The organism is Dactylosporangium sp. NPDC000521, assembly GCF_042898305.1.
Lineage (GTDB): Bacteria > Actinomycetota > Actinomycetes > Mycobacteriales > Micromonosporaceae > Dactylosporangium.
Genome location: NZ_JBIAYW010000010.1, coordinates 336,572 through 362,255 on the forward strand (window position 1 = coordinate 336,572; position 25,684 = coordinate 362,255).

Annotated in this window: 22 protein-coding genes; 10 read left to right on the forward strand and 12 right to left on the reverse strand. The window is 70.0% G+C overall.

Translation table 11 applies throughout. From position 1 onward, the window contains the following. Positions 1-214 precede the first annotated feature (214 nt). Positions 215-1,717 (forward strand): von Willebrand factor type A domain-containing protein, encoded by a 1,503-nt coding sequence (locus tag ACFY3L_RS31775; protein ID WP_389332244.1) that lies wholly within the window; start codon positions 215-217, stop codon positions 1,715-1,717. A 57-nt stretch (positions 1,718-1,774) separates the two neighbouring features. On the opposite strand, the gene rplI is transcribed toward ACFY3L_RS31775, so the two are convergent. The 5 genes from rplI to ACFY3L_RS31800 form a co-directional block, all read right to left on the reverse strand. Next, on the reverse strand, positions 1,775-2,224 hold the full coding sequence (gene rplI, locus ACFY3L_RS31780) for a 50S ribosomal protein L9 (protein ID WP_389332247.1): 450 nt from the start codon (positions 2,222-2,224) through the stop codon (positions 1,775-1,777). 12 nt (positions 2,225-2,236) lie between these two features. Then, a complete protein-coding gene (gene rpsR / locus ACFY3L_RS31785) occupies positions 2,237-2,476 on the reverse strand; it encodes a 30S ribosomal protein S18 (protein WP_033359945.1) in 240 nt (79 codons plus the stop codon). A gap of 20 nt (positions 2,477-2,496) precedes the next feature. Next, a complete protein-coding gene (locus tag ACFY3L_RS31790; RefSeq protein ID WP_360572399.1) occupies positions 2,497-3,024 on the reverse strand; it encodes a single-stranded DNA-binding protein in 528 nt (175 codons plus the stop codon). A gap of 108 nt (positions 3,025-3,132) precedes the next feature. Beyond that, positions 3,133-3,423 carry a 30S ribosomal protein S6 gene (gene rpsF / locus ACFY3L_RS31795; protein ID WP_033359943.1) on the reverse strand — a complete coding sequence of 97 codons (291 nt, stop codon included), beginning with the start codon at positions 3,421-3,423 and terminating at the stop codon, positions 3,133-3,135. A gap of 222 nt (positions 3,424-3,645) precedes the next feature. After that, a complete protein-coding gene (locus ACFY3L_RS31800) occupies positions 3,646-4,449 on the reverse strand; it encodes a hypothetical protein (protein ID WP_389332250.1) in 804 nt (267 codons plus the stop codon). A gap of 224 nt (positions 4,450-4,673) precedes the next feature. Here ACFY3L_RS31800 and ACFY3L_RS31805 point away from each other — a divergent pair, with 224 nt between their 5' ends. Continuing rightward, a complete protein-coding gene (locus tag ACFY3L_RS31805) occupies positions 4,674-5,447 on the forward strand; it encodes a deoxyribonuclease IV (RefSeq protein WP_389332253.1) in 774 nt (257 codons plus the stop codon). Further along, the gene (locus ACFY3L_RS31810; protein WP_389332256.1) at positions 5,444-7,876 is read left to right on the forward strand and encodes a hypothetical protein; all 2,433 of its coding nucleotides are present in this window, start codon (positions 5,444-5,446) and stop codon (positions 7,874-7,876) included. Before ACFY3L_RS31805 ends, ACFY3L_RS31810 begins: the two co-directional genes overlap by 4 nt. Positions 7,877-8,220: 344 nt before the next feature. Here the strand turns inward: ACFY3L_RS31810 and ACFY3L_RS31815 are convergent, their stop codons facing one another. The 4 genes from ACFY3L_RS31815 to ACFY3L_RS31830 form a co-directional block, all read right to left on the reverse strand. After that, a complete protein-coding gene (locus tag ACFY3L_RS31815; RefSeq protein WP_389332259.1) occupies positions 8,221-9,675 on the reverse strand; it encodes a glycosyltransferase family 87 protein in 1,455 nt (484 codons plus the stop codon). A 4-nt stretch (positions 9,676-9,679) separates the two neighbouring features. Next, positions 9,680-10,873, reverse strand: coding sequence for a glycosyltransferase 87 family protein (locus ACFY3L_RS31820; protein ID WP_389332262.1), 1,194 nt, complete (start codon positions 10,871-10,873; stop codon positions 9,680-9,682). Positions 10,874-10,953: 80 nt separating this feature from the next. Continuing rightward, positions 10,954-13,494, reverse strand: a complete 2,541-nt coding sequence (locus tag ACFY3L_RS31825) for a transglycosylase domain-containing protein (RefSeq protein ID WP_389332265.1) — start codon at positions 13,492-13,494, stop codon at positions 10,954-10,956. 520 nt (positions 13,495-14,014) lie between these two features. Further along, positions 14,015-14,449: a DUF5318 domain-containing protein gene (locus tag ACFY3L_RS31830; protein WP_389332268.1), complete on the reverse strand. Its 435-nt coding sequence runs from the start codon at positions 14,447-14,449 to the stop codon at positions 14,015-14,017. Positions 14,450-14,634: 185 nt separating this feature from the next. Here ACFY3L_RS31830 and ACFY3L_RS31835 point away from each other — a divergent pair, with 185 nt between their 5' ends. Together ACFY3L_RS31835 and ACFY3L_RS31840 are read left to right on the forward strand one after the other, a co-directional pair. Further along, the gene (locus ACFY3L_RS31835) at positions 14,635-15,234 is read left to right on the forward strand and encodes a PadR family transcriptional regulator (RefSeq protein WP_389332271.1); all 600 of its coding nucleotides are present in this window, start codon (positions 14,635-14,637) and stop codon (positions 15,232-15,234) included. 23 nt (positions 15,235-15,257) lie between these two features. Beyond that, entirely contained in the window at positions 15,258-16,337 is a 1,080-nt protein-coding gene (locus tag ACFY3L_RS31840; RefSeq protein ID WP_360569349.1) for an inositol-3-phosphate synthase, read from the forward strand. Between the two features lie 50 nt (positions 16,338-16,387). Here the strand turns inward: ACFY3L_RS31840 and ACFY3L_RS31845 are convergent, their stop codons facing one another. Continuing rightward, positions 16,388-16,873: a methylated-DNA--[protein]-cysteine S-methyltransferase gene (locus ACFY3L_RS31845; protein ID WP_389332274.1), complete on the reverse strand. Its 486-nt coding sequence runs from the start codon at positions 16,871-16,873 to the stop codon at positions 16,388-16,390. 81 nt (positions 16,874-16,954) lie between these two features. Between ACFY3L_RS31845 and ACFY3L_RS31850 the strand changes: the two genes are divergently transcribed. The 3 genes from ACFY3L_RS31850 (at position 16,955) to ACFY3L_RS31860 (ending at position 20,516) form a co-directional block, all read left to right on the forward strand. Then, complete coding sequence (locus tag ACFY3L_RS31850) at positions 16,955-17,461, forward strand: NfeD family protein (RefSeq protein WP_389332277.1); 507 nt, start codon at positions 16,955-16,957, stop codon at positions 17,459-17,461. Between the two features lie 34 nt (positions 17,462-17,495). After that, complete coding sequence (locus ACFY3L_RS31855; RefSeq protein ID WP_389332280.1) at positions 17,496-19,022, forward strand: flotillin family protein; 1,527 nt, start codon at positions 17,496-17,498, stop codon at positions 19,020-19,022. 129 nt (positions 19,023-19,151) lie between these two features. Then, positions 19,152-20,516, forward strand: a complete 1,365-nt coding sequence (locus ACFY3L_RS31860) for an MFS transporter (RefSeq protein ID WP_389332284.1) — start codon at positions 19,152-19,154, stop codon at positions 20,514-20,516. A gap of 2 nt (positions 20,517-20,518) precedes the next feature. Here ACFY3L_RS31860 and ACFY3L_RS31865 read toward each other — a convergent pair whose 3' ends face one another. After that, positions 20,519-21,457 (reverse strand): hypothetical protein, encoded by a 939-nt coding sequence (locus ACFY3L_RS31865; RefSeq protein ID WP_389332287.1) that lies wholly within the window; start codon positions 21,455-21,457, stop codon positions 20,519-20,521. A 218-nt stretch (positions 21,458-21,675) separates the two neighbouring features. On the opposite strand from ACFY3L_RS31865, the gene ACFY3L_RS31870 reads away from it, so the two are divergent. Both ACFY3L_RS31870 and ACFY3L_RS31875 read left to right on the forward strand, forming a co-directional pair. Next, on the forward strand, positions 21,676-22,815 hold the full coding sequence (locus ACFY3L_RS31870; protein WP_389332290.1) for a glycosyltransferase: 1,140 nt from the start codon (positions 21,676-21,678) through the stop codon (positions 22,813-22,815). Positions 22,816-22,979: 164 nt separating this feature from the next. Then, entirely contained in the window at positions 22,980-24,236 is a 1,257-nt protein-coding gene (locus ACFY3L_RS31875) for a peptidylprolyl isomerase (protein WP_389332293.1), read from the forward strand. Here ACFY3L_RS31875 and ACFY3L_RS31880 read toward each other — a convergent pair. Further along, positions 24,223-25,620, reverse strand: a complete 1,398-nt coding sequence (locus ACFY3L_RS31880; protein ID WP_389332296.1) for a CCA tRNA nucleotidyltransferase — start codon at positions 25,618-25,620, stop codon at positions 24,223-24,225. The genes ACFY3L_RS31875 and ACFY3L_RS31880 overlap by 14 nt on opposite strands. Positions 25,621-25,684 lie beyond the last annotated feature (64 nt).

A 25,684-nucleotide genomic window follows, 5' to 3' on the forward strand; every position in this document is an offset into this window, starting at 1 on the left:
TGACGTGACCGACGGCTGGACGGATGATGGCGGCTGCCCCTCCAGGGGGTGACGCGCGACGCAGGGCCGGCCGGATCGGTTCCCTTCGACCGGTCACAGCATCCTTGCGAGCTGATCACCGATACTCACGCTTGGGTCTCTGTCCGGTTACGCTCGGAGCCGCTCGGAGGTGGGTCGTCGTCTGACTGGCCAAACACCTTTCAGGGAGGCTTCCATGGTCAGCCAGTTCCGTGCCGTCGCCGTGGCCGTGATCGCCGCGTTGTGCCTGGCGGCGTGCGGTGCAGCGGGAAATGACGACAGCGCCAGCTACGAGAAGGCCCCGGCGACGATGAACCCGCAGGGCGGCCAGCCCGGTCCGGCGATCACCGGCGGCGCGGCGGACGAGGCGCCCGGCGAGCAGGCGGCGTCGAGCCAGCCGGTGTCGACGTTCGCGGTCGATGTGGACACGGCGTCCTACGGCTACGCGAAGCGGCAGTTGCTGGCGGGGCAGCGTCCGGCGGCGGGCACGATCCGGCCCGAGGAGTTCGTGAATTCGTTCCAGCAGGGGTACCGGCAGCCGTCCGGCGACGGTTTCGCGGTCGCCACGGACGGCGCCCGGCTGCCGAAGACGCACAGCAACGCCAGTGATTCGGCCCGGTTGCTGCGTGTGGGGCTGCAGACGAGAGCGGAGCCCGAGGGGCAACGCCTCGACGCGTCGTTGACGTTCGTCGTGGACGTGTCCGGTTCGATGGCGGAGCCGGGCAAGCTCGACCTGGTCAAGAGCGGCCTGCACACGTTGGTGGATCAGTTGCGCACCACGGACTCGGTGGCGCTGGTCGCCTACTCCGACGACGCGGAGGTGCTGCGGCAGATGACGCCGGTCCGGGACCGTTCGGCGCTGCACGGGGCGATCGACCGGTTGCGGGTGTCGGGGAGCACGAACCTGCAGGCGGGGCTGCGGCTCGGCTACGAGACGGCGCGCAAGAGCTTCCGGCAGGGTGCGACCAACCGGGTCATCCTGCTCTCCGACGGCCTTCCGAACGTCGGCACGACGAGCGCCGCACCCCTGGTCCGCGAGGTACAGGAGGCGGCGGCGAAGCAGATCACGATGATGGGGGTCGGGGTCGGCAGCGACTACGGCGACAGGTTCATGGAGGAGCTCGCCGACAAGGGCGACGGCTACGTCGTCTACGTCAGCAGCACCGCCGAGGCGAACAAGGTCTTCGTCGAGCAGCTGCCGGCGACGTTGTCGGTGCGGGCGCTGGACGCGAAGGCGCAGGTGGAGTTCGATCCGGCGGCGGTCATGTCGTACCGGCTGATCGGCTACGAGAACCGCACGCTCTCGGCATCGGCGTTCCGTAACGACCGGGTCGACGGTGGCGAGGTGGGCCCCGGTCATTCGGTGACGGCGCTGTACGCGCTGCACCTTCGCGCGGGTGCGGAGGGGCATCTGGCGGATGTGCGGGTGCGCTGGCAGGACCCGAAGACACGGGAGCCGAGCGAGCAGAACGTGTCGGTGACGGTGGCGTCGCTGGACCGTGAGTTCACAGAGGCGGGGCCGCGGATGCAGGTCTGCTACACGGCGGCCTACTTCGCCGAGGTGCTGCGGTCCAGCCAGTACGCCGGGGAGGTCCGGCTCGATGATCTGCTGCGGCTCGCCGAGGGCCTGTCCGAGGGGGACAAGCAGGTCGCGGAGCTCGCCGACGTGATCCGGGCGGCGACGAAGCTCTACCGGTAGGGGGACAGCGAAAGGGCCCGTCCTGCAGGACGGGCCCTTTCGTGTTGCCGCGTGGTGTTACTTGGCGGCCGTGACCTTCAGCGTGAAGCTGGCGGCGACCTCGGGGTGCAGCTTGATCTGCACCTTGTAGTCACCGACCGACTTCACGTGGCCGGGCAGCTCGAGGCGACGCTTGTCGAGGGTCGGACCGCCGGCCTTCTGGACGGCGTCGACAACCTCGGCCGGGGTGACCGAGCCGTAGAGGCGGCCGCCTTCGCCGGCACGGACGGCCAGCTTGACGGTCAGGTTCTCCAGCTGGGCCTTGACCTCGTTGGCGTGGCCCAGGTCGCGGATCTCGCGAGCCCCACGGGCGCGCTTGATGGTCGCGATCTGCTTCTCGCCACCCTTGGTCCACGGGATCGCGTAGCCCTGCGGGAGCAGGTAGTTACGCCCGTAGCCGTCCTTGACCTCAACCACGTCGCCGGGGGTCCCGAGACCGGAGACCTCCTGCTTCAGGATGATCTTCATGTCAGCCTCCCCTTATCGCGCGGTCGCGGTGTAGGGGAGCAGCGCCATCTCGCGCGCGTTCTTGACGGCACGCGCGATCTGCCGCTGCTGCTGAGCGGTCACGCCGGTCACCCGCCGAGCGCGGATCTTGCCGCGGTCGGAGATGAACTTCCGCAGCAGCGCGGTGTCCTTGTAGTCGATGTAGGCGATGCCCTCCTTGTCGAGAGGGTTCACCTTCTTCTTCGGTTTGCGCAGGGCCGCAGCCTTCGCCATTGCTCTTGCTCCTGATGCCATTAGAACGGGGGCTCGTCGTCGAAGGATGAGTTCGACCTGCCGCCACCACTGGAGGCGTTCGCCGGCGCCGCGCTGGCCCATGGGTCATCGCTGAACCCGCCGCCACCGCTGTTGCCGCCGCCACCACCAGAAGCGCCGAAGCCGCCACTGCCACCGGAGCGCTGCATCTTCTGCACCTTGGCAGTCGCGTTGCGCAGCGAGGGGCCGATCTCGTCGACCTCAAGCTCGATGACGGTGCGCTTCTCGCCCTCGCGAGTCTCGTAACTCCGCTGCTTCAGGCGACCGGAGACGATCACGCGGGTTCCACGCTGCAGCGACTCGGCGACATTCTCAGCCGCCTGGCGCCACACCGTGCAGGACAGGAACAGCGATTCGCCGTCCTTCCACTCGTTGGTGTTCTTGTCCAGGAACCGGGGGGTGGATGCCACCCGGAACTTGGCCACAGCCGCACCAGACGGAGTGAAGCGCAACTCGGGGTCGTCGGTCAGGTTGCCGATGACCGTGATCGTGGTGTCTCCTGCTGCCATATCGAGTCAACTCCTCGCGCACTGGGGTATGGCCCACCTTGTCACAGGGGTATGACAATTCCCGGTGACGTGCGGCGGGCGAAGCAGGTCGATCTCGCCCGGATCCGCTTAGCGGACCTCGGGCCGGATGACCTTGGTGCGCAGCACGGACTCGTTGAGCCGCAGCTGACGGTCCAGCTCTGCCACCGACTCCGGCGATGCCTGGAGGTCGATGACGGCGTAGATGCCCTCGGTCTTCTTGTTGATCTCGTACGAGAGGCGCCGGCGGCCCCACACGTCGAGCTTCTCCACCGAGCCACCCGACGTCCGGATCACGTTCAGATACGTGTCGAGCGACGGTGCGACGGTGCGCTCCTCGAGACTTCCATCGAGGATCACCATGATTTCGTAATGACGCAAGACGTTCTCACCTCCTACGGGCTGAGCGGCCGCGGTCCATCCGCGGCAGGAGGTCGTGCGTCGTCTGCCGTCCGATGGACGGCAGACCGAGCAAGAGTACACGGTGCGTGTACATGAAAAGACCGCGGGGCGCGTCATCCGCTTCTCTGGGTGGGACCTGGGGAGGAACGACCACACCGGTGCGTTGGATGACGGCGCCCCGCGGAGCTACCCAATTGTACCTTACGCGTAGCTAGCGCGTAATGACCGCTGAGCAATAATAGCCCGAATTGCGGCGATTCCAACACCGACCACGCAGACCGTCGCGACAAGCGCCAGCAGGCCCGTCGGGGCGTTGGTGGCCGGGCCGCTCGCGGCGACAGGTTCCTCCACGTATACCCGCTCGTCCGTGGACGCGCTCGGGTTCGCGGCGGCGGCCGGCGCGGGCGACGCGGTCGCGTCCGGGCCGAGCAGCGACGGGTCGATCGGCTCGGTGCCGTCCGCCTCACCCGTGGAGCCCGAGGCGTTCGTCGACGGCTTCCGGGTCGAGCGCGTGCCCGACGAAGGGTTGATGGCCTTGTTCGCCGCCGCGGCGGCGGCACCCGCCGGGCCGCCGGTGGAGGTCGGCCGGCCTGCCTGACCGCCCTGGCCCGCGCCCGGGTTGGCGGCGGGCGCGGCGGGCGGCGGGGTGACCCCGACGGAGACCGGCTTGAACTGCTCGACCACGCCGACGCCGCAGGAGAACGTCATGGCGACATCGACCGGGCCCTTCTTGAAGACGACCGGCACCGCCTGGTTGGGCTGCACCGTCGAGACGGGCTTGCCGTCGACCTTGAGGGTCGCGCCCTGGCCGAGCCGGTTGACGAAGTTGATCCGCGACTCGGCGGGCACCGAGACGCTGCCGGTGCTGGGCTCCGACTTGCACACCAGCAGGCTCAACACGCTCCCGCCGCTGAACTCGACGGTCGGGGTGGTGGGGGCGGCATGCACGGGGCTGGCGCCCACGGTCAGGGCCGCGGCGAACAACGCGGCGGCGGCTGCCGCCACGCGAAGTGCCGGTCGGTGTCCAGACAAGGTAGCCATCCAAGGTTGAGGATTGATCAGATGTCGTTCCATCGAGGTCACGCGATCACGGGCGACCCAGTTGCGTAACGACGCGGCCGACAGGACGGTGACGGAACCCTGCCATTCCGGACCCTTCGGTCGGGTTACCCCCGAGGCCAGGCCCCGGGTCGCGCAAACTGTCGGTCCCACGTCGTAGGCTCTGCGGCATGCGAATCGGTGCTCACGTCGACCCCGCTGAGCCACTGGCCGAGGCCGCGGCGCGCGGCGCTGACCTGGTCCAGTTCTTCCTGACCGACCCGCAGGCCTGGGTTGATCCCAAAGACCGCCCCGACGCCGAGGCGCTCATCGCCTCCGACGTCGACGTCTACATCCACGCGCCCTACCGGATCAACGTCGCGTCGTCCAACAACAGGATCCGCATCCCCAGCCGCAAGCTGCTCTTCCGCCACGCGTCGGCGGCGGCGAAGGTCGGGGCCAAGGGTCTGATCGTGCACGGCGGGCACGTCGAGAAGGCGGAAGGGCCCGACACCGGGTTCGACAACTGGCGGAAGACGTTCGCGTTCGCGGCCGACGAGGGCGGCTTCGCCACCCCGATCCTGATCGAGAACACCGCCGGCGGCGACAACGCCTGCGCCCGGCGCTTCGACGCGCTGGCCCGGCTGTGGGACGCGATCGGCGAGTATGAGGTCGGGTTCTGCCTGGACACCTGCCACGCCCACGCGGCCGGCGAGGACCTGCTCGACATCGTCGACCGGGTGAAGGCGATCACCGGCCGGATCGACCTCATCCACGCCAACAACTCCCGCGACGCCTTCGACTCCGGCCGCGACCGGCACGACAACCTCACGGCCGGCAAGATCGACCCCGACCTGATCGTCTCGGTGATCCGTGCCGCCGGCGCGCCGGCGCTGGTCGAGACGCCCGGCGGCGCCGAGGGGCAGACCGCTGACATCACCTACCTGCGGGAGCGGCTGGCGTGAGCAACGTGTCCGAGACCGAGAAGGACCCGGAAGCGGGACCCTCGGCCGCCGAGCCCGGGGGCCCGGCGGCCTTGACCCCGAGCGAGCCCGCGCCGGGCAATGGCAGGCCGGCAGCGACGGACACGCCGCCGGCGGCCGGGACCGGCAGCGCAGAAGCGGCGGCCGACGCGCCGAGGTCCGCCGCCGGCGACACGGCGGCGGAAGGCGCCACGGCCGCGACAGGCGGCACGGAGCCGGAACGCACCACGGCCGCGACGGGTGACGCGGGAGCGGAAGGCCCCAACGCCACGACAGGCGGCACCACGGTGGAAGGCGCCAGGACCGCAACAGGCGACGCGAGGGCGGAAGGCGCCAGGACCGCAACAGGCGGCACGACGGCGGAAGGCGGCGCGGGGGCGGACGGCGGCGAGGCCGCCAAGCAGGCGGCGAGCAGCGCCAAGGCGGCCACGGAAGACACCAAGACCGGCAGCGCCGCCCAGGCGACCGGCGACACGAAGCAATCGGCGGGCAGGTCGAAGGCCGGCGCTGCGAAGGCAGAGGGCGGCACGGCCGCCGGGGAAGCGGGCAAGACGGACGGCGCCACCGCTCAGGGCGGCGAGCGGGTCAGTCTCGTCAAGGTGGACCCGTTCGGATCGTTCGCACCCGTCCCCGGTGAGGAGCCCAGCAAGGCCCGCAGGGTGGCGGCGCGCATCGGCAACGCGGTCGGGGAGTTCCTCGGGCACGAGTGGACGATGGCGGCCGTGGGCTCCGTACTGCTCGCCGCTGTCATGACCTGGCCGACGCTGCAGGACCCGAGCAGGACGATCCCGCAGGACTACGCCGACCCGACGCTGCAGGCCTGGCAGATGTCGTGGGGCGGGCACATCCTCACGACCAATCCGGCGCAATTGTGGAACGCCAACGCGTTCTTCCCCTCGAACTACAGCTACGCGTTCTCGGACACGCTGCTCGGCTACGCGCCCGCCGGCATGCTCGGCAGCGGGCCGGTGGCGGCGCTCGTCCGGTACAACATCATGTACGTCCTCGTCTACGCCCTGGCGTTCTTCGGGGCGTACGTGCTGGCCCGGCAGCTGGGGTCACGACCGACCGGTGCGGTGGTGGCCGGTGCCGCGTTCGCGTACGCGCCGTACCGGCTGGGCCAGGCGGGTCACCTGCACGTGCTGTCGATCGGCGGGATCGCGCTGGCGCTGGCCATGCTCGCTCGCGGCCACGGCTTCTCGCTGCGCAACGGCTATCAGCCGGACAAGCGGCGCTGGGGCTGGGTCCTCGCGGGCTGGCTCGTCGCCTCATGGCAGATCAGTCTGGGCTTCGGCATCGGCATCCCGTTCGTGTACGCGCTGCTGCTGGCCGTGCTCGCCACCGCGGTCTCCTGGGGCTACCGGCACGTGCGCAAGTGGGGCGTGACGCGCCCGTTCGGCTGGAAGCTGTTCTTCGCCAACCTCGGCGGCGGGGCGATCTTCTCGGTGGTCGGCGGGCTGATGGCGTACCCGTACCTGCAGGTGCTGAAGGAACACCCGTATGCGCGGCGCAGCGAGGAGCTCGTCGGGCTGTTCTCGCCGCCGCTGAAGGGCTTCTTCATCGCGCCGAAGGAGTCGTGGCTGTGGGGCGACGCGTATGAAGGCGCCCGTGCCACGCTGAGCTGGGCGCCGGAGATGGCTCTGCTGCCGGGCTTCTTCTTGTACGGCCTGGCGTTCGCCGGACTGTTCGTCTCCGCGTGGCGGCTCAAGCACCGCATCTGGATGCTGGTCGGCGTCATCGGCACGGTGGCGCTCGCGATGGGGACGCACGGCCCCGGCGAGGGCGAGTTCGGCTACCTGGCGCTGTACCGGGCGCTGCCGGGCTTCGACGGCATCCGCACCTCGGGGCGCCTGGTGGTGTGGACGACGCTGTTCCTGGCGCTGCTCGCGGCGGGAGCGGTGAGCGCGTTCGCGGAGCGGGCAGTGGAGCTGTTCGCCGACCGGACCCACTCGGAGCCGGGTGACCGGGCGGGGTTCCTGCCGCGCCTGCTGACCCTGATCCCCGTCATGCTGGTGCTGTTCGAGGGCACTCACGAGACGCCGCATCCGGTGGTGCCCACCACACCGATCGCGATGAGCACGGTGCAGGGGCCGCTGATGGTGCTGCCCAGCCACGAGCTCTTCGACATGAACGTCATGCTGTGGAGCACCGACGGGTTCCCGAAGATCGCCAACGGCGGCAGCGGCTTCACGCCGATGGACCTGCAGGAGCTGCGGCAGACGATGGAGCAGTTCCCCGACGAGCAGACGGTGGCGCTGCTGCGCGAGCGGCACATCCGCACGGTCGTCGTGGTCCGCAGCCAGGCCCTCGGCAGCGCGTACGAACGCGCCATCGACGCACCGATCGACGGCCTCGGCCTGACCCGCACGGAGCAGGGCGACGTCGTGCTCTACAAGGTCGAGGACAGCTGACGCCCAACGACGCAGACGACGGAGCAGGGCCGGGACAAGGGGGCAGGGCCGAGGCGACGGAGCGGAACCGAGGCAACGGAGGCAGACGGCTGGGCCGGAAACGCCCACGCCCCGAACCGCTCGGCACCGAAACGCCAAGCGCCGAAGGCGAAGCACCGAGCGCGCCGGTCATCGGGAAGCAAGCACTGGGCCACCTAGCACTGGAGCACCGAGCACCGAGCACCGAGCACCAGAGACGAGACACGAAAGGGCCGGTGGGAGAAGATCCCGCCGGCCCTTGCCGTTGTGCAGAAGTGCGGAAGTGCGGAAGTGCGGAAAGTGCGGACGTGCTGCCGGCGAAGCGGCTACGCCTCCGCTTTGACCAGGGGTGGGGGTTCGATCAGTGGGCGTTCGGCCGGTTCGGGATTGAAGGCGCCGCCGTCGGGGTCTTCGCCTTCGTAGGTGTCGCGGACGACGTCCATCTCGGGGTGCCTGATGTCGCGGATGACGAAGCCGACCAGGACCGCGAGGGTCACCAGGCGCAGGATCGAGGCGAGGACGAACACGCCCTCCGGGAAGACCTGGCGGCCCGAGGCGCCCATGAGCTCGCCGTAGAACGAGACGAAGTACAAGACCTCTGCCGCTTGCCAGGCCAGGAAGGCACCCCAGCGAGGTCGGGCGAGCACCGCGAGGGGGATGAGCCACAGCACGTACTGCTGCGACCACACCTTGCCGGTGATCAGGAACGCGGCCACGATCAGGAACGCGAGCTGGGCGAGGCGGGGTGTGGTCGGGGCGGTGAGTCCCAGGACGAGGATGCCCGCGCAGCAGATCAGGAAGAGGCCGAGGTAGAGCACATTGAGGGTGGCGTGCTCAGGGTCGGTGTCGAGGTTCTGGAAGTAGGGGAACCCGTACTGGCCGGAGCCGCGCGGGAAGTGGGCGCCGATGTACCAGAGGGTGCCCCAGTCGATGCCACGCTGGGAGTTGAAGTCCCAGAACTTGATCCAGGAGTCCCAGTAGAGGACCGCGACGGGCACGTTGACGGCGAGCCAGGTGCCGGCGCCGACGCCGAAGGTGGCGAGGGCCTCCTTCCACTTGCCGGTGCGCAGGCAGAGGACCAGGAGGGCGCCGAGGATCAGGACCGGGTAGAACTTCGCGGCCGTCGCCAGGCCGAGGAAGAGACCGGCGAGCAGTGGTCTTCGGCGGGCCCAGCACGCGATGGAGATGGCGGCGAGGCCGACGCAGAAGAGGTCCCAGTTCACCGTCGCGGAGACGAACATCGCGGGTGCTGCGGCGAACATCGCGGCGTCCCAGGGTCTCCGGCGCCGGATGGCGAGCGTGGCGGCGACCGCGGCGATGCCGAAGGCGCTGAGCACGACGGCGTTGAGGTCGTAGAAGGTCTGGCCGGGGTTGTCGATCGCGCCCTGCTGGCCGAGGGAGTGCACGGGCAGGCCGAGCACGCCCATGAAGGCGCCGGTCAGGACCGGGTACTCGACCTGGTGGTCGGCGTAGGGGACCTGTCCCTCGTTGAGGCCCTCGGCGTAGTAGAGGGCCAGGACGTCGGTGTAACAGAAGTACTTGTACTGCTTCATGTCCGCCCAGGCGCCGTCGCGGCAGGGGGACTTCTGCATCCAGGAGAAGCTGAGCATGGCGCAGATCAGCAGCAGGACCACCCGCGCGGGGGTCCAGAAACGGCTCGATGTCCGCACGGCGTGACTGCCCAGGGGCCCACCGATCGACTCGGAGAGGCCACCGACGAAGCGGTCGGAGGTGGCGGGCTCGTCATTCAGGCGGTGCTCGGGTCGCACAGTCGGCGGCATCGCATCACCGTACCGTCGCAACCTCCGAGGCGGGTGCACCACCCGACATGGTTTCCTCGCCGACCCGCCGGATCGGCATCGCGAACAGCAGCGCGACGGCGAGCAGGACGTACCAGTTCTCGATGAAGAACCCGAGGACGCCCTTGCCCCACGGGTCGACGGGCAGGCCCTGGTCGTACAGCGACACCATGCCCACACCGACGGTGACAGCGGTCAATACAGCGAGCCATCGCCGGCCGGCGTCGAACAGGACGACGAGAGCGGGCGCGAACCAGTAGATGTGGTGGATCCAGGTGATCGGGCTGGCCAGGCAGCCGACGAAGCCGGCGATGGTGAGCCCGACGAGCTCGTCGCCGGCGAGCGCGGCGCGGCGGGCCCGCCACAGGCCGACGCCGACGACCGCCAGCACCAGCAGCACCCACAGCCAGCCGGGTGCGTCATATCGGGCGAGCAGCCCGCGCAGGGACTGGTTGGGGATGTACGCCGCCTTGCCGATCCCCTCGCCCTTCCACAGCGTGTCGGTCCAGAAGTCCCACGAGGCGCGGGGCGCGACCGCGGCGGCCAGCAACGTGGCGGCGGCGGCGCTGACGATCGCCGTGATTCCCGCCCGGTACCGGCGGCTGACCAGCAGGTACACGATGAAGATCGCCGGGGTGAGCTTGATGGCGGCGGCGAGTCCGATGAGGACACCCGCCCACCGGCTCTCCCGCGGCAGCAGGATCAGCAGGTCGGCGAGGACGAGCACGATCAGCAGCACGTTGATCTGGCCGAAGCTGAACGTTTCACGGATCGGCTCGAGCGTGGTGAACACGACGGTCGACAGCACCAGCGCGAAGGGCAGCGACCAGCCGTGCCGCCGGGCGGCCGGGGCGACGAGCCAGAACGTGGTGATCAGCAGGCCGGCGCAGGCGAGGATCGCGTAGACGGTGACGGCGGCGTTCTTGGCCAGCAGCGCGAAGGGGACCAGCACCATCGCGCCGAACGGCGGATAGGTGAAGCCGAGCTCGCCCTGGGTCATGTCGGGCTTGGTGAACGTGTAGAGGTCGTGCCCGTCGAGCCACCAGTCGATGGCCTGCCGGTAGATCTTGAGGTCGTAGAAGTGGTGCCGGATGCCATACCACCAGTGCGCGTAGGCCACCAGCGCCACGAACAGCGCGAGCAGCCCCCACCGGACGGCCTTCAGCCTGCCCGCTTCCAACGGACCTCCCCAACGACAGCGGCCACGGTCCCGGCGAACATACCGCCGTGACCGTGGCCGCACATCTTCGGCCTGCTCGATCAGCGTCTTCGTGTCGGCGTGGGGATGATGCCGCCGCCGATGCCGCCCGGGCCCGGACTCTGGGTGTCACCGGGGTTGCCACCGTTGCCGTTACCGTTGCCATTGCCGTTACCGTTGCCGCCGCCCGGGTTGCCGGGGCCACCGCCCGGGATGTTCGGGTCGACCGGGAGGCTCGGCTGCGGCGAGATGCCGGTGCCGACGTCCTGGTTGCCGACGTGCTTCGGACCCGGGAAGTTGATCTTCGGCTGCTTCATGATGGCCTCGGCCTTGTCCATGAAGTCCTGCCAGATCGGGCCGGGCAGGTTACCGCCGATGACGCCCCTGCCGTTGCTGTCGACGATCTTCTCCTCCACGCCCTTGTTGCCGACCCACACCGCGGTCGCCAGGCCCGGCGACTTCTTGCCCGGGTCGTAGGCGGTGTAGCCGACGAACCACGCGTGCGCGTTGGCGGTGGTGTCGCGCAGCTGCCAGGTGCCGGTCTTGCCGGCGATCTGGCGGCCGTCCTTGAGCTTCAGGTTGTAGTGCTTCGGCACGCCCTGCAGGACGGTGTTGAGGTCGTCGGCCATCTGGTCGGTGAAGCCCGGGATGCGCTTCGGGTTGATCACCTCGCCGTAGGTCTTCTTGCCGTCCTCCCACACCTCCTTCAGGAAGTGGGTCTTCGCCGCGACGCCGCGGGCGGCGAACGTGGCGATGCCGCCGGCGTGCTCCAGCACCGTCACCGGGTACTGACCGAAGGCGACCTCGGTGTTGAAGTACTTCGGGAACACGTCGGAGCCCTTGTTGGCCACGAGGTCGATCTTCTTGGACTTGTTGTCGACGTTGGCCCACATGTCGGTGATGCCGGCCGCGCGGGCGGTGTCGATCACCTTCGCCGGGCCGACCTTCTCGGCGAGCGCGAAGAACGGCACGTTGAGCGACATGACGGTGACCTCTTCCAAGGTGCACCACTTGCCGTCGCCCGACTTGCACTTCGGCGACGAGACCGCGCCCTCACCGGCGTTCTTGACCGGGTTCTTCGCGGTCCGGCCGCTGGCCGGGAACTGCTGCGGCGAGTCGCCGTTCCAGTAGGAGTCGATCGTGTAGCCGGCCATCAGGCCGGTGGCGAGGGTGTAGACCTTGAACGTCGAGCCCGGCGGGTGGCCGCCGCAGCAGCTGTCGTCGCCGTTGCTGAGCACCGGGTCGTTGTAGTAGCCGGCGAAGTCGCCGCCGTTGCCGCTGTCACCGCCGTAGTAGGCCTTGACCGCGCCGGTGCCCGGCTCGACGGCCACGAGCGCGGCCTGCAGGTTGCCCGGGTACTTGTTGATCCGCGACTCGGGGTTGCGGCTCGCCTCCTGGACCGCGGCCTGCTGCAGCTTCTGGTCGACGGTCGTGACGATCTTCAGACCACCGTTGCGGATCTTGTCGAAGTTCTTGCTGCCGTCGGGGTCGACACCCTCATAGAGCGGGGCGCCGGTCTTCGGGTCCTTGAGCGCGGCGACCTCGTCGAGCACGTGGTGCACGATCAGGCCTTCGGGCTTGTCCATGCTGCCCTGCGTCTTGACCGCGTTGGCCCGGGCCACGGCCGGCGTGATGACCGTCGTCGGGTAGGCCATCTTCGTGTCCGCCTCTTCGGGCTTCACGAACTTGAGCGCGAGCATCCGGCCCTTGATGTAGTTGAACCGATCCGTCGCCTGCTGCTTGTCGATGTTCGGATCGAAGGGGCTGCCCTTGGCGTTGTTGCCCTCGGGGTTCTTGATGATGCCGGCCAGGACCATGCCCTCGGCCATGCTCAGTTCCTTCGCGGGCTTGTTGAAGTACGCGATGGATGCCGCCTGGATGCCGTACGCCCCACGCCCGAAGTAGACGATGTTGAGGTACATCTCCAGGATCTTGTCCTTTTCGAACTCCTGGTTGAGCTTCAGCGCGATGACGGCCTCGCGCAGCTTCCGCGCGTAGGTGACGCCCTCGAGGTCGGCCCAGTGCCGCGCGTACTGCTGGCTGATCGTCGAGGCGCCCTGCCGGTCACCGCCGGTCACGTTGTTCCACGCCGCGCGCACGACGCCTTTGTAGTCGACGCCGTCGTTGGTGTAGAAGCTGTTGTCCTCGGCCGCGACGACGGCGTGCTGCACGTCCGGCGGGATCTCGGTGATCGGGATGACCGTGCGGTTCTTGTCGCCGATACGGCCCATCGGGGTGACGCCGTCGGCGTAGAAGATCGTGGTCGACTGCTCCATGGCCAGGTCCTCGGGCAGCCCGACCTGGTCGAAGTAATAGGTGCCGCCGACCATGCCGATGCCGGCGATCATGATGAACGCGGCGATCGCGGCGATGGCGATGTTGCGGCGGCGCCGGCGCTTGGCCTTGGCGCTGCTGCTCCGGCCCCGGCCAGGACCGCTGCCGCCGGCACCACCGGGGCCGTCGGGGCCACCCGGGCCACCTGGACCGCCCGGCCCGTCGCCGAAGCCCTCGGCGCCCATCGACACCGACGCGCGGCCGACCGTGGCCCGGCCGACCGTCGCGCGGCCGGCGGAGGAGCCGGGCACCGACGCGGAGCCGGACACTGAGGCTGAACCAGACACTGAGGCCGAACCCGACACGGAGGCAGAGCCGGAGACGGATGCCGAACCCACGGACGCCGACCCGGACGCACCGGGCACTGGCACGGACGCGCGCCCGGTGCGCGGCTCGTCGCCGCCCGGGCGCCCTACGCTGGCGCGACCGACCGTCGCCCGCCCCGCGGCGCCGGCGCTCGGCGCGGGCGAGGAAGGCGCAGGTGGCGGCAGGGGTGGCGGCGGCGGTAGGGGAGGAATGCCGAAGTCGTCACCGTCCGGCCCCGGAAAAGATCCAGGAACCTGCGCCCGGCCCGAGGGGGAGTTGGTCGGGTCACCGTAGTTCATTCGTCCCACCTTGCCGGTTGCGTCGTTGTCGCATGCTCCGTCGCCACCATGTCTGTGAGCTGAGGCACTCGTCGGTCAGGTCTCAAGTCTGCGGTCCCGGCCGTCAAGCGGCCGTGAGGCCGCGAGACGTCACCGCTCGCCAGGGCATCGATGTAAATCGGCCCGCTGCGATCGCGGGCCAGGTTCACTCCGCCGCCCCTCCTTGGACCCGCGTCGTGGACCGACCGCCGGCTCCATCGTCCGATCCGGCCGTCAGGCCGTCGCGCCCCAGCAGATACTGCTCCACGAGGTGATTCCAGCCGCAGGCGCGGCAGACCTCCACCACGTAGACGTGAAACTCACTCAGCGTCATCGCCAGGAGTGGCAGCTCGGTCAGGCGGCGGGCCTGTCCTGACGACTGCCGCAGCTCATCCCCATAGATGTAATGCACATGGGTGAGGTTCTCCCGGCGGCACACCGGGCACAGCTCCTCCGTCGGCTCACCGTGGAACTTCGCTGCGCTCTTCAGGTATGGCGACGCGTCGCACACCTCATAGGTGCCGACACGCCCGGAATGCACCTCACGCAGCAGGGCGCGTCTCCGCAAGGAGAAGTCGACCACCTGACGCTGGGTACGCATGCGCCGAGGGTACGCGGTCCCGCGCCGCTCGGCGACATCGGTCACGATCGGTAACCGTCGGATAGACGATCGGCGGTGTGGTCCAAGCCACTTCGGTACTCGCGTTGCATCCGTTCGGCTGGGGGCCTACCGTTGCGATGTATCGGGCCGATACATCGGATCGGGTAAACGGAGGGAGGCCGGGAATGCTCGAACTGGCGATCCTGGGTCTCCTGCACGAGTCCCCGATGCACGGTTACGAGCTGCGCAAGCAACTCACGACCAAGCTGGGCGCGTTCCGGGCCGCGATCAGCTACGGCTCCCTCTACCCCACATTGCGCCGTCTACAGACGGACGGCTGGATCACCGAAGGTGCCCCGCCGACTGGCATGCCGGCATCACCCGACGAGGTCCCACTGCTCACCGGCAAGCGCGGCCGCGTGGTCTACACGATCACCGCCGAGGGCAAGGAGCGCTTCCAGGAGCTGCTCACCGCCGCCGGCCCCGAGACCTACGACAGCGAGGCGGGTTTCGGCGTCCACTTCGCCTTCTTCGCACGCACCGACCCGGCGACCAGGCTGCGGATCCTCGAGGGCCGCCGCCGCCGGGTGGAGGAGCGTCGCGAGGGCATGCGCGAGGTGCTGAGCAGGGCCGCTGAGCGGCTCGACGCCTACACCCTGGAGCTGCAACGCCACGGCCTGGACGCGTGCGAGCGCGAGGTCCGCTGGCTCGAAGAGCTCATTGCGAACGAACGCAATGGCACCACCCCTCAGCCGCCTTCGGCAGATCCGGAGCGGTCATCGTGAACGACAAGAAGGAGGCATCCGCGATGGGCTCCGTCCGCGTTGCCATCGTCGGTGTAGGCAACTGCGCCTCGTCCCTGGTCCAGGGCGTGGAGTATTACCGCACCGCCGACCCGAATGACCGGGTACCGGGTCTCATGCACGTCAAGTTCGGCGACTACCACGTCGGTGACGTGCAGTTCGTCGCGGCGTTCGACGTCGACGCGAAGAAGGTCGGCCAGGACCTCGCGGCCGCGATCAGCGCCAGCGAGAACAACACCATCCAGTTTTGCGACGTGCCGCCCACCGGCGTGACCGTCCAGCGCGGACCGACCCTCGACGGCCTCGGCCAGTACTACCGCGAGATGGTCGACGAGTCCGACGAGCAGCCGGTCGACGTGGCCGCCGCGCTGCGCGAGGCTCAGGTCGACGTGCTCGTCTGCTACCTGCCGGTCGGCTCGGAGCAGGCCGCCAAGTACTACGCCCAGGCCGCGATCGACGCGGGCGCCGCCTTCGTCAACGCGCTCCCGGTGTTCATCGCCTCCAACCCGGAGTGGGCGCAGAAGTTCACCGACGCCGGGCTGCCGATCGTCGGCGACGACATCAAGAGCCAGGTCGGCGCCACGATCGTGCACCGCGCCCTCGCGAAGCTGTTCGAGGACCGCGGCGTCGAGTTGCTGCGCACGTACCAGCTCAACTTCGGCGGCAACATGGACTTCATGAACATGCTGGAGCGCACCCGCCTGGTCTCGAAGAAGATCTCGAAGACCCAGTCGGTGACCTCGCAGATCCCGCACGAGATGGCGAAGTCCGACGTCCACATCGGCCCGTCGGACCACGTGCCGTGGCTCGACGACCGCAAGTGGGCCTACATCCGCCTCGAGGGCAAGTCCTTCGGCGACACCCCGCTCAACGCGGAGCTGAAGCTCGAGGTCTGGGACTCGCCCAACTCGGCCGGCGTCATCATCGACGCGCTGCGCGCCGCGAAGATCGCCAAGGACCGCGGCATCGGCGGCCCGATCCTGTCCGCGTCGAGCTACTTCATGAAGTCGCCGCCGGTGCAGTACAACGACCACGACGCGCACCAGTCGGTCGAGCAGTTCATCGCCGGCGAGATCGAGCGCTGAACCACGCCTCATGAACAGGGCCCCTCCGTCAGGAGGGGCCCTGTTCGGCGTCAGAGCAGGCCGAACTCGCGCTCGATGCGCACCTTGGCCTCCAGCTCCAGCAGCACCTTCTTGCGCCAGATGCCGCCGCCGAACCCGACCATCTTCCCGTCGGCGCCGACCACGCGATGGCACGGCACGATGATCGGCAGCGGGTTGCGGTTGCAGGCGACCCCGACCGCCCTGGCCCCGTCCGGCTCGCCGACCGCGGCGGCGATCTGCCCGTACGTGCGCATCTCCGCATACGGGATGGCCCACAGCGCCCGCCAGACGGCCCGCTCGAACTCCGACCCGCCGCGCACTGACAGCGGCACCGTGAACGGCGCAGATTCCCCGCCGAAGTAGCGGGTCAGCTCCTCGACGGCCCGCTCCAGCACCGGATCGCCGGCGGGGGCGAGCGGGCCGGCCGCGCCGCCGAAACGCACCGAGCACACACCGGTGTCGTCCACCGCGATCCCGACCGCATCGATCGGCGCTTGCATCTCCGCCCAACGCACGCCGTCAATTGTGCCCGAAAACGCGAGTGTCAGATTTGCGTCTGATGGATACCCTGCTAGTTCCAACGGGGAGGGGGCGCAATGGACGTGGTGTTCCTGATCGTCGGCGGCCTGGGCATCCTCGTGCTGGCCTTGTCGCTTTTGCTCGGCGACCTCTTCCATTTCGACGTCGACCACCCAGACGCCGGCGGCCTGTTCTCACTTCCGGCGATCGCCGGGTTCATCGGCGCGTTCGGATTCGGCGCGGCGATCGTGTCGGCGCTCGGCGTCCCCGGGGGCTCGGCCGTCGCTGCCCTCGGCGGGCTGGTAGCCGCCGTGCCGACCGCCTGGTTCGCCACCCGGCTCGCCCGGATGGCGATGAACATGCGCACCGACGCGACACCGACGCAGCGGGACATGATCGGCACCACCGGCGTGATCGTCACCCCGATCACCGCGAACGGCTTCGGCGAGGTGCGGATCTCCCTCGGCGGGCAGCCCGTGAAGCTCAGCGCCCGCGCGGACCATCCGATCGCGCTCGGCACGCGGGTCCTCGTGGTCGAGGCAACCAGTTCCACCAGCGTGATTGTCGAAGAAACCCCTTTGTAGGTCGAGGAACCCCTTTAACAGAAGGGTTGTACATATGAATACGGTCCTGCTCATCGCGATCGGCGGCGGCGTCCTGCTGATCCTCTTCCTGATGCTGTTCATCGTCGCGCGGATCAAGGTCGCCGGATCCAACGAGGCGTTCATCATCACCGGCCGCAAGGGCAAGTCGGTGCAGGCGCTCGACGGGTCGCGCTCCACCGACCTGTCCGGTCAGAAGGTCGTCATGGGCGCCTCGGTGTTCGTGGTGCCGATCGTGCAGAAGCTCCAGGTCCTGGACCTGTCCAGCCGCCGCATCCACGTCGAGATCACCGGCGCGGTCAGCAAGCAGGGCATCCGCGCCAACCTGCAGGGCGTCGCGATCGTCAAGGTCGGCGGCACCGAGGACGCGATCCGCGCCGCCGCCCAGCGGTTCCTCAACCAGCAGCAGGGCATCGACCTGTTCACCAGCGAGGTGCTCGCCGGCGCGCTGCGCTCGATCGTCGGCCGGCTCACCATCGAGGAGATCATCCGGGACCGGACCGCGTTCGCCAGCGCGGTCGCCGAGGAGGCGGAGCACTCGCTGACCAACCAGGGTCTGGTGCTCGACACGTTCCAGCTCCAGGACATCCTCGCCGACGGGTCCTACCTGAAGGATCTCGGCCGGCCGGAGGCCGCCCGCGTGCTGCGGGACGCCGCGATCGCCGAGGCGCACGCCCGCCAGGCGGCCGAGTCGGAGCGGCTCAGGGCGGAGGAGGCCATCGCCGAGGCCAACCGCAACCTGGCGCTCAAGCAGGCCGCCATCCAGGCGGAGATCGACGCCGCCAAGGCCCGCTCCGCCGCGGCCGGCCCGCTGGCGCAGGCCGAACGCGAGCAGGTCATCCTGGCTGAGCAGCAGAAGGTCGCCGAGCGCAACGCCGAGCTCAAGCAGCGCCAGCTCGACACCGAGGTCCGCAAGCCGGCCGACGCCGAGCGCTACCGGGTGGAGCAGGAAGCGGAGGCGGCGAAGAACGCCGCGATCTTCAAGGCCGACGCGCAGCGGCAGGCCGTCATCGCCGCGGCGCAGGGCTCCGCGGAGCAGGCCCGCCTCACCGGTGAGGGCGAGCGGTCCCGGCGGGCCGCCCTCGCCGAGGCCAACGCGATCGAAGGCGCCAAGGAGGGCGAGGCGGAGCAGCGCCGGCGCGTCGCGATCGCCGAGGCCCTGGAGCGCGAGGGTGCCGCCGAGGCGTCGGCGATCCTGGCCCGCGGCCAGGCCGAGGCCGAGGCGATGAAGCTCAAGGCGGACGCGTTCGCCGCGTACGGTGAGGCCGCGATCCTGGACCTGCTGGTGCGGGTGATGCCGGAGGTGGTCAAGGCCGCGAGCGAGCCGATGTCCAACATCGACAAGATGACCGTCATCTCCACCGACGGCGCGTCGTCGCTGACGAAGTCGGTGGCCGGCAACGTCGCCCAGGGCCTGCAGCTCAGCACCGACCTGACCGGCATCGACCTGGCCAAACTGCTCGGCCGCCTCAGTGGCATGGTCTCGGACGAGCCCGCCAACGGCCGTGCCGCGGTCGAGGCGCCGAAGCCCCGGCAAGCCTGACAGACCCGCTCGACGGCCGAGCCGCCGTCGAGGCGCAGAAGCCGTGGGTGGGCCCGCCGGCAGCGGGCCCACCCACGGCCGGGGTGCGGTCGAGCCGCCAAAGACCTGAACGGGCCGTAGGCTTTTGGCGTGTCCACCGCCACCGCCTCCGCCCGTCCACAGTCACACTTCGTGCGGGCGGTCCTGCGGCAACGGGGCTTCCGCCGCCTGCTCGGCGTGCGGACGGTGGCGCAGATCGGCGACGGCCTGTTCCAGGGCGCGCTGGCCGGCACGGTGCTGTTCAACCCGGAGCAGCGCGCCGGCGGCATGGCCATCGCCGCCGGATTCGCCGTCCTCCTGCTGCCGTACTCGCTGATCGGGCCGTATGTCGGGGTGTTCCTCGACCGGTGGCGGCGGCGCACGATCATCCTGCGGGCCAACCTGCTGCGCGCCGTCCTGGTGCTGCCGATCGCGCTGTACATCTGGCAGGGCCACGAGTCGCCGGTGCCGTTCCTGCTGGCGCTCGTCGTCACCGGGTTGAACCGGTTCTTCCTGGCCGGGCTGTCCGCGGCGACCCCGCACGTCGTCGACGACAACATGCTGGTGACCGCCAACTCGTTCGCCGCGACGCTCGGCTCGCTCAGCTTCTCCGTCGGCATCGGCGCCGGCGCGGCCCTGATCAAGACGGTGCTGGCCACGTCGTTCCACGGCTATGCGCTGGTCGCCTCGATCGCCGCCGGCTTCTACCTGGCGTCCGCGCTGATCGGCCGGGCGTCGTTCGCCGCCGACGAGCTGGGGCCCGACGCCGCGCAGCAGACCAAGAGCTCGATCCGGCAGGCGGTCGGCGAGGTCAACCGCGGCACCGTCGCCGGGGTCCGCCACCTCGCGGCGAAGCGCGGCGCCGCCTATCTCGTCCTGGTGCAGGCGGTGTTCCGGCTGCTGTACGGCGTGGTCCTGCTGGCCTGCCTGTTGCTCTTCCGCTCCGTGTTCAACACCGGCAGCGAGGTCAGCGACTCCTTCGGTACCATCGCCAACGCCTTCGCCGCAGGCGGCGTCGGGATGGTGCTGGCGTCCTTCGTGACGCCGCCGGTGGCCCGCCGGATGGGCGGCTGGCGCTGGGTGGCGGTCGTGCTGGCGGCCACGGGCGCGGCGCTCCTCGGCTTCGGGCTGCCCTTCGATCCGGTGCTGCTGCTCGGGGCGGTGTTCGTCACCAGCCTCGCGGCCCAGGCGATCAAGATCGTCACGGACACGTCACTGCAGCACGAGTGCGCCGACGAGTTCCGCGGGCGGGTATTCAGCATCAACGACACCGCGTTCAACATCATGCTGGTCGCCGGCATGTACATCGGCGCGCTGACCCTGCCCTACACCGGCCAGTCGGCGGTGGTGCTCAGCGGGGTCGCGATCTGCTACGTGCTGACCGCCGTGGGCTACGCGGTGCTCGGCGGCCGGTGGGCCCGCCGGGTCGGCGACGACATCGCACAACCCGGCGGGAAACAGCTCACGTATCCGTAGCCTCAGCTGTCCTTCTTCGCCTGCACCTGGGTCGTCGTGTTCGAGAACGACAGGATGCTGCCGTTGCACGTGTACTTGCTCGGCGTGTCGTCGGCCTCGAACTGCTGCTCCTCGCTGTTGCCGGTGGACGGGACGGCGACCACCATCTTGCCGGTGGCCTGCACGTCCTCGTACACGATGCTGCCGCTGGTGGTGTGCACCGTCGCGGTGACGGTCGCGTTGACCGTGGCCGTGATCGCCACCGTTGTGCCGGAGATCGTCGGGTTGGCCTTGTAGACGCTGTCCTTGTAGGTCTCGGTGTAGGTGCCGTCGGCGTTGAACTTCAGCTTCGAGCCGTTCTTGTCCAGCGTGAGCTTGAGGCCGCCCTCGACGCCATCCATCGGCGTTGTCGAGCTGTAGCTGGTGGTCGTCCAGGAGCCGATCAAGCACGAGTCGATCGCCGCGCTCGGCTTGGTGCTCGCCCCGGCGCTCGCACCGGCGGTGGTGCCGGTGGTCTTGCCCGGGTCGGCGACGTTCTTCGGGTCTTCGTCCTTGCCGCGCAGCGCGACCACGGCGACGATCGCGATCACGAGGACCACGACCACGCCGGACAGCGCGATCAGCGGCATCATGAACTTGTTGCGCCGCGGCGGGGTCGGCGACGCGCCGTACTGGCCGCCGTAGGTGCTCGGCGGGAACGCCGGCGGCCCGCTGACCTGGCCGGGGTAGGCAGGCTGGCCGCTGACCTGGCCGGGGTAGGCCGGCCCGCTGACCTGGCCGGGGTAGCCCGGCCCGCTGACCTGCTGGTCGGGGAACGAGGGTCCGCTGCTTTGGTAGCCGGCATAGGGCGCGCCGTACGAGTCGCCACCGTAGGGCGAGCCGCTCACCGGCGGTTGCGGCGCCTGCGGGACGCCTCGATAGGTGCGGCACTGCGTGCAGTAACCGTTCGTATCAATGCCCATGCCGCCGCAGGTAGGACACGGCTGCATGTCTGCCTCCAGAGTGTTCAGGGGTGGCCGGCACCACGAACGTGCTGCGGCCGAAAGAGGGGAACGTGTAGCGACGGTAGCTGACCCGGTCTACGCGCAGAACCGGCTGAATCGCCACATCCACGACCCAACCGGGGTCAGAGTTCCGACAGCGTTGAACCGGCCAGGTGTCCTCCAGGAGAATGTGAGCCGTGCCTCAGCCGCTGGTCGTCGTCTTCGCCGGAACGTCGTGGGACGGGGTGACCGGCTCTGACCGGCTGCTCGCCTCGGCGCTCACCACTCATGCTGACATTCTCTGGGTCGATCCGCCGATCTCTGCGGCGACTCCGGACCGCTATCGTTACGGCGCCTCGCGTCTGGGCGTCTCCCCGCAGATCCGTCAGGTGTCCGACGGTGTGACGCGGCTGACGCCGCGGGTGCTGCCGCTGCACACCCGCCCCTACATCAAGGTCAGCACCGCGGCGCTGATCCGCTCGCAGACCCGCTGGGCGCTGCGCAAACTCGACCGCCGGCCGGCCGCGGTGATGGCCTGCAACCTCGTCGACGTCCTGCGCAGCTGGGGCCCCGGGGTGGCCAAGGTGCTCTACGGCACCGACGACTATGTCGCCGGCGCGGAGCTCATGGGGCAGGACGCGGCGCGGGTCGCCGAGGACGAGCGACGGCAGTTGGACAACGCCGATCTTGTCGTGGCGGTCTCCACGGTACTGGCGGAGCGCTGGGCGGGACTGGGCGCCAAGCGCGTCGAGCTGATCCCGAACGGCGTGCAGACCTCGGCCTACCGGACCCCGGGCGAGCCGGCCGCGCTCCCGAAGCCGCTCGCCGGGCCGGTGGCGGGGGTCATCGGCCAGTTCTCCGACCGCACCGACTTCGAGCTGCTCGCCGCCCTGGCCGACGACGGCGTGTCGCTGCTGCTGGTCGGGCCGCACGACGACCGCTGGGAGCCGGCCCGCTTCCCGGCGCTGACCGAGCGGCCCAACGTCGTCTGGGTCGGCCGGCAGCCGTTCGAGACGCTGCCGACGTTCCTGCGGCACATCGACGTGGGCGTCACGCCGTACCGTGACACGCCCTTCAACCGGGCGTCGTTCCCGCTCAAGACGCTGGAGTACCTCGCGGCCGGGAAGCCGCCCGTGAGCACCGACCTGCCGGCGGTGCACTGGCTCGACACCCCGCTCGTGCGGATCGCGGGCACTCCGAAGGCGGTGGTGGCCGCGGTACGGGAGGCGGCGGCCGAGGCGCACGACCCGGCACTGGTGGCTCGGCGGCAGGCGTTCGCCGAGCAGCACTCCTGGGCGGAACGGGCGAAGGCGTTGGCGGTAGCACTGCCGCTTTGAGCTGTTTGTAATCGTATGATCACATAATGTCATCGCCTCCACCGCCTTTGTCCGCTTCGCCGCCGGATCCCGATTCCGGGCACGACCCTCGAAGCGCTCGCGACCCTCGCGGCGCTCAGGACCCCCGCGGTCCGCGTCGGTTCGAGCTGGAGTCGGGGCCGCCGGTGCGGCCGTCACTGCCGTCCCGTGCGCACGAGCCCGGCGCTTACGACGAGTACGAGTACCGGGAGCCCGTGTACGGGTTCCCGTCCTTGGCGTCGGCCGCCCATCAGCCGCCGCCGGAGCACGACGTGCCGGGCTACGAGCCGCCGCGGCCCGGTGCGCCGCGACCGCAGGAGCTCGCCGAGCCGCTGCCGCCGTCGGCGCCGGACCCGACCCTTCCCGCGTGGCTGCGTCCGGCGTACACCGCCGACGACGTGCCGGACATCCATCCGCCGGGTGAGCCCTATGGCGCTCCCCGCGGCCCTTCGCAGGGTCCCGGCCCGGCGAGCCCTTCGCAGGGTCCTTCCCACGGCCCGTCCTTCGGTGCGCCGCCCGGTCCCGCTGGGCCCGCTGCCGGTCCGGCCGGGACCGGTCCTGGTTCCGGTGGTCCGCCCGGGCAGGGCAAGCGACGACGCTGGGTCATCCCCGTCGTCGGCGGGGCCGCCGCGCTGCTGATCCTGAGCGGGGCCGCCACCGTCCTGCTGTACGTGCGGGCCAACGAATCGGTCGACACCACCGCCGGCCCGGTCGTCTCCGTGGCGGCGTCGACGGCCGAGACGGCACCCCAGACGGCGCCGACCGCCGGCAACGGCACGGGTCGCGGTCCCGCGGCGGCCGGCCCGACCGGCGCGGCGCCCTCGTCGGCGCCGGGTGCGGGCGTGACGTGCACGTATTCGCCCGCGGACCGGGGCGGCGGTGAGCCCCGCCTGGTGGCCACGCCCGCGCCGCGCGCGACGCTGAAGGGCAAACCGAACGCCACGCTGGAGACCAACCTCGGTGCGATCGGGATCCAGCTGTACGCCGACCGCGCGCCCTGCACGGTCAACTCGTTCGTCCACCTGTCCCGGGACGACTTCTACAGCGACACGCCCTGCCACCGGCTCACGACCGAGGGGCTGTGGGTGCTGCAGTGCGGCGACCCGGGCGGCACGGGGACCGGCACGCCGGGCTACCAGTTCGGCGAGGAGAACCTGCCGACGACGCTGCCACCGTACCCGCGGGGCACGCTCGCCATGGCGAACGCCGGGCCGGGCACGAACGGTTCGCAGTTCTTCATCGTCTACAAGGACAGTGACATCCCGCCGGACTACTCCGTGTTCGGCCAGGTGACGAGCGGTCTGGACCTGCTGGACCGGATCGCCGCCGCCGGCACCACCACGGGGGGTGCCGACGGCGCGCCGAAGCTGGCCGTGAAGATCACGGAGATCAGGGTTTCGTGATGCCCTCGGCGGCAGCCCAGCGCAGCAGCTCGGCCTCGGCCTCGTCCCGGTCGAGCGGACCGCGCTCCAGCCGCAGCTCTTTGAGGTGCCGCCAGGCCCGACCCACGAGCGGGCCGGGCGGCACCCCGAGCAGTTCCATGATCGCGTTTCCGTCGAGGTCGGGCCGGACGCGGGCCAGGTCCTCCTCGGCGGCGATCCGGGCGATCCGGGCCTCCAGCGCGTCGTAGTCGGCCGCGAGCTGCGCCGCCTTGCGCCGGTTGCGGGTCGTCACGTCCGACCGGGTCAGGCTGTGCAGGCGCGGCAGCAGCGGCCCGGCGTCGGTCACGTAGCGGCGCACCGCCGAGTCGGTCCACTCGCCGCGGCCGTACCCGTAGAAGCGCAGGTGCAGCATGACCAGCTCCGAGACGTCCGAGATCACGTCCTTGGGGAACTTGAGCGCCTTCATCCGCTGCTTGGTCAGCCGCGCGCCCACGACCTCGTGGTGGTGGAAGCTGACGCCGCCGTCCGGGCCGACCGCCTTGGTCGCCGGCTTGCCGACGTCGTGCATCAGGGCGGCCATGCGCAGCGTGAAGTCCGCGCCGGCGGTCTCGTGGGCGATGGCGTTGCGGACGACGATCAAGGTGTGCTCGTAGACGTCCTTGTGCTGGGCGTGCTCGTCGATCTCCAGCTTGAGACCGGTCAGCTCCGGCAGGAACGTCTCCGCCAGGCCGGTGTCGACCAGCAGCCGCAGGCCCGTGATCGGGTCGGCGCCGCACATGAGCTTGACGAACTCGTCACGGATCCGCTCGGCCGTGATCCGTGCCAGGTCGCCGGACATGGCGGTCATCGCCGCGCGTACATCTGCCGCAACGGTGAACTGCAGCTGCGAGGCGAACCGTGCGGCCCGCAGCATCCGCAGCGGGTCGTCGGCGAACGACTCCTCCGGGGCGCCCGGCGTGCGCAGGACGCGCTCGGCGAGGTCGGTGAGGCCGCCGTACGGGTCGGTGAACTCGTGCCCCGGCACCGAGACGGCCATCGCGTTGACGGCGAAGTCGCGGCGGCGCAGGTCGTCGACCAGGCTGTCGCCGTACTGGACGATCGGGTTGCGGCTGACGCGGTCGTAGGCGTCGGCGCGGAACGTGGTGACCTCGATGCGCAGGCCCTTGCGGGCGAGCCCGATCGTGCCGAACTCTTGGCCGGTCGTCCACACCGCCTCGGCCCAGCCGTCGATGATCCGCAGCGTCTGCTCGGGGCGGGCGTCGGTGGTGAAGTCCAGGTCGTCGCCGAGGCGCCCGAGGAGCGCGTCGCGCACCGAACCGCCGACGAGGTGCAGCTCGTGCCCTGCCGCCGCGAACCGGCGGCCGAGCTCGTCGGCGACGGGGGAGACGCGCATCAGCTCGCGCACGGCACGGCGCTGGGCGTCGGTGAGGGCGCGTGCGCTTCCAGCGCGTGCGGTCTCTGCACGTGCG

Coding starts and splice junctions, on each gene's coding strand:
- ACFY3L_RS31775 (WP_389332244.1), top strand. CDS start 215: ATGGTCAGCCAGTTCCGTGCCGTCGCCGTGGCCGTGATCGCCGCGTTG.
- rplI (WP_389332247.1), bottom strand. CDS start 2,224: ATGAAGATCATCCTGAAGCAGGAGGTCTCCGGTCTCGGGACCCCCGGC.
- rpsR (WP_033359945.1), bottom strand. CDS start 2,476: ATGGCGAAGGCTGCGGCCCTGCGCAAACCGAAGAAGAAGGTGAACCCT.
- ACFY3L_RS31790 (WP_360572399.1), bottom strand. CDS start 3,024: ATGGCAGCAGGAGACACCACGATCACGGTCATCGGCAACCTGACCGAC.
- ACFY3L_RS31805 (WP_389332253.1), top strand. CDS start 4,674: ATGCGAATCGGTGCTCACGTCGACCCCGCTGAGCCACTGGCCGAGGCC.
- ACFY3L_RS31815 (WP_389332259.1), bottom strand. CDS start 9,675: ATGCCGCCGACTGTGCGACCCGAGCACCGCCTGAATGACGAGCCCGCC.
- ACFY3L_RS31830 (WP_389332268.1), bottom strand. CDS start 14,449: ATGCGTACCCAGCGTCAGGTGGTCGACTTCTCCTTGCGGAGACGCGCC.
- ACFY3L_RS31835 (WP_389332271.1), top strand. CDS start 14,635: ATGCTCGAACTGGCGATCCTGGGTCTCCTGCACGAGTCCCCGATGCAC.
- ACFY3L_RS31840 (WP_360569349.1), top strand. CDS start 15,258: ATGGGCTCCGTCCGCGTTGCCATCGTCGGTGTAGGCAACTGCGCCTCG.
- ACFY3L_RS31850 (WP_389332277.1), top strand. CDS start 16,955: ATGGACGTGGTGTTCCTGATCGTCGGCGGCCTGGGCATCCTCGTGCTG.
- ACFY3L_RS31855 (WP_389332280.1), top strand. CDS start 17,496: ATGAATACGGTCCTGCTCATCGCGATCGGCGGCGGCGTCCTGCTGATC.
- ACFY3L_RS31865 (WP_389332287.1), bottom strand. CDS start 21,457: ATGGGCATTGATACGAACGGTTACTGCACGCAGTGCCGCACCTATCGA.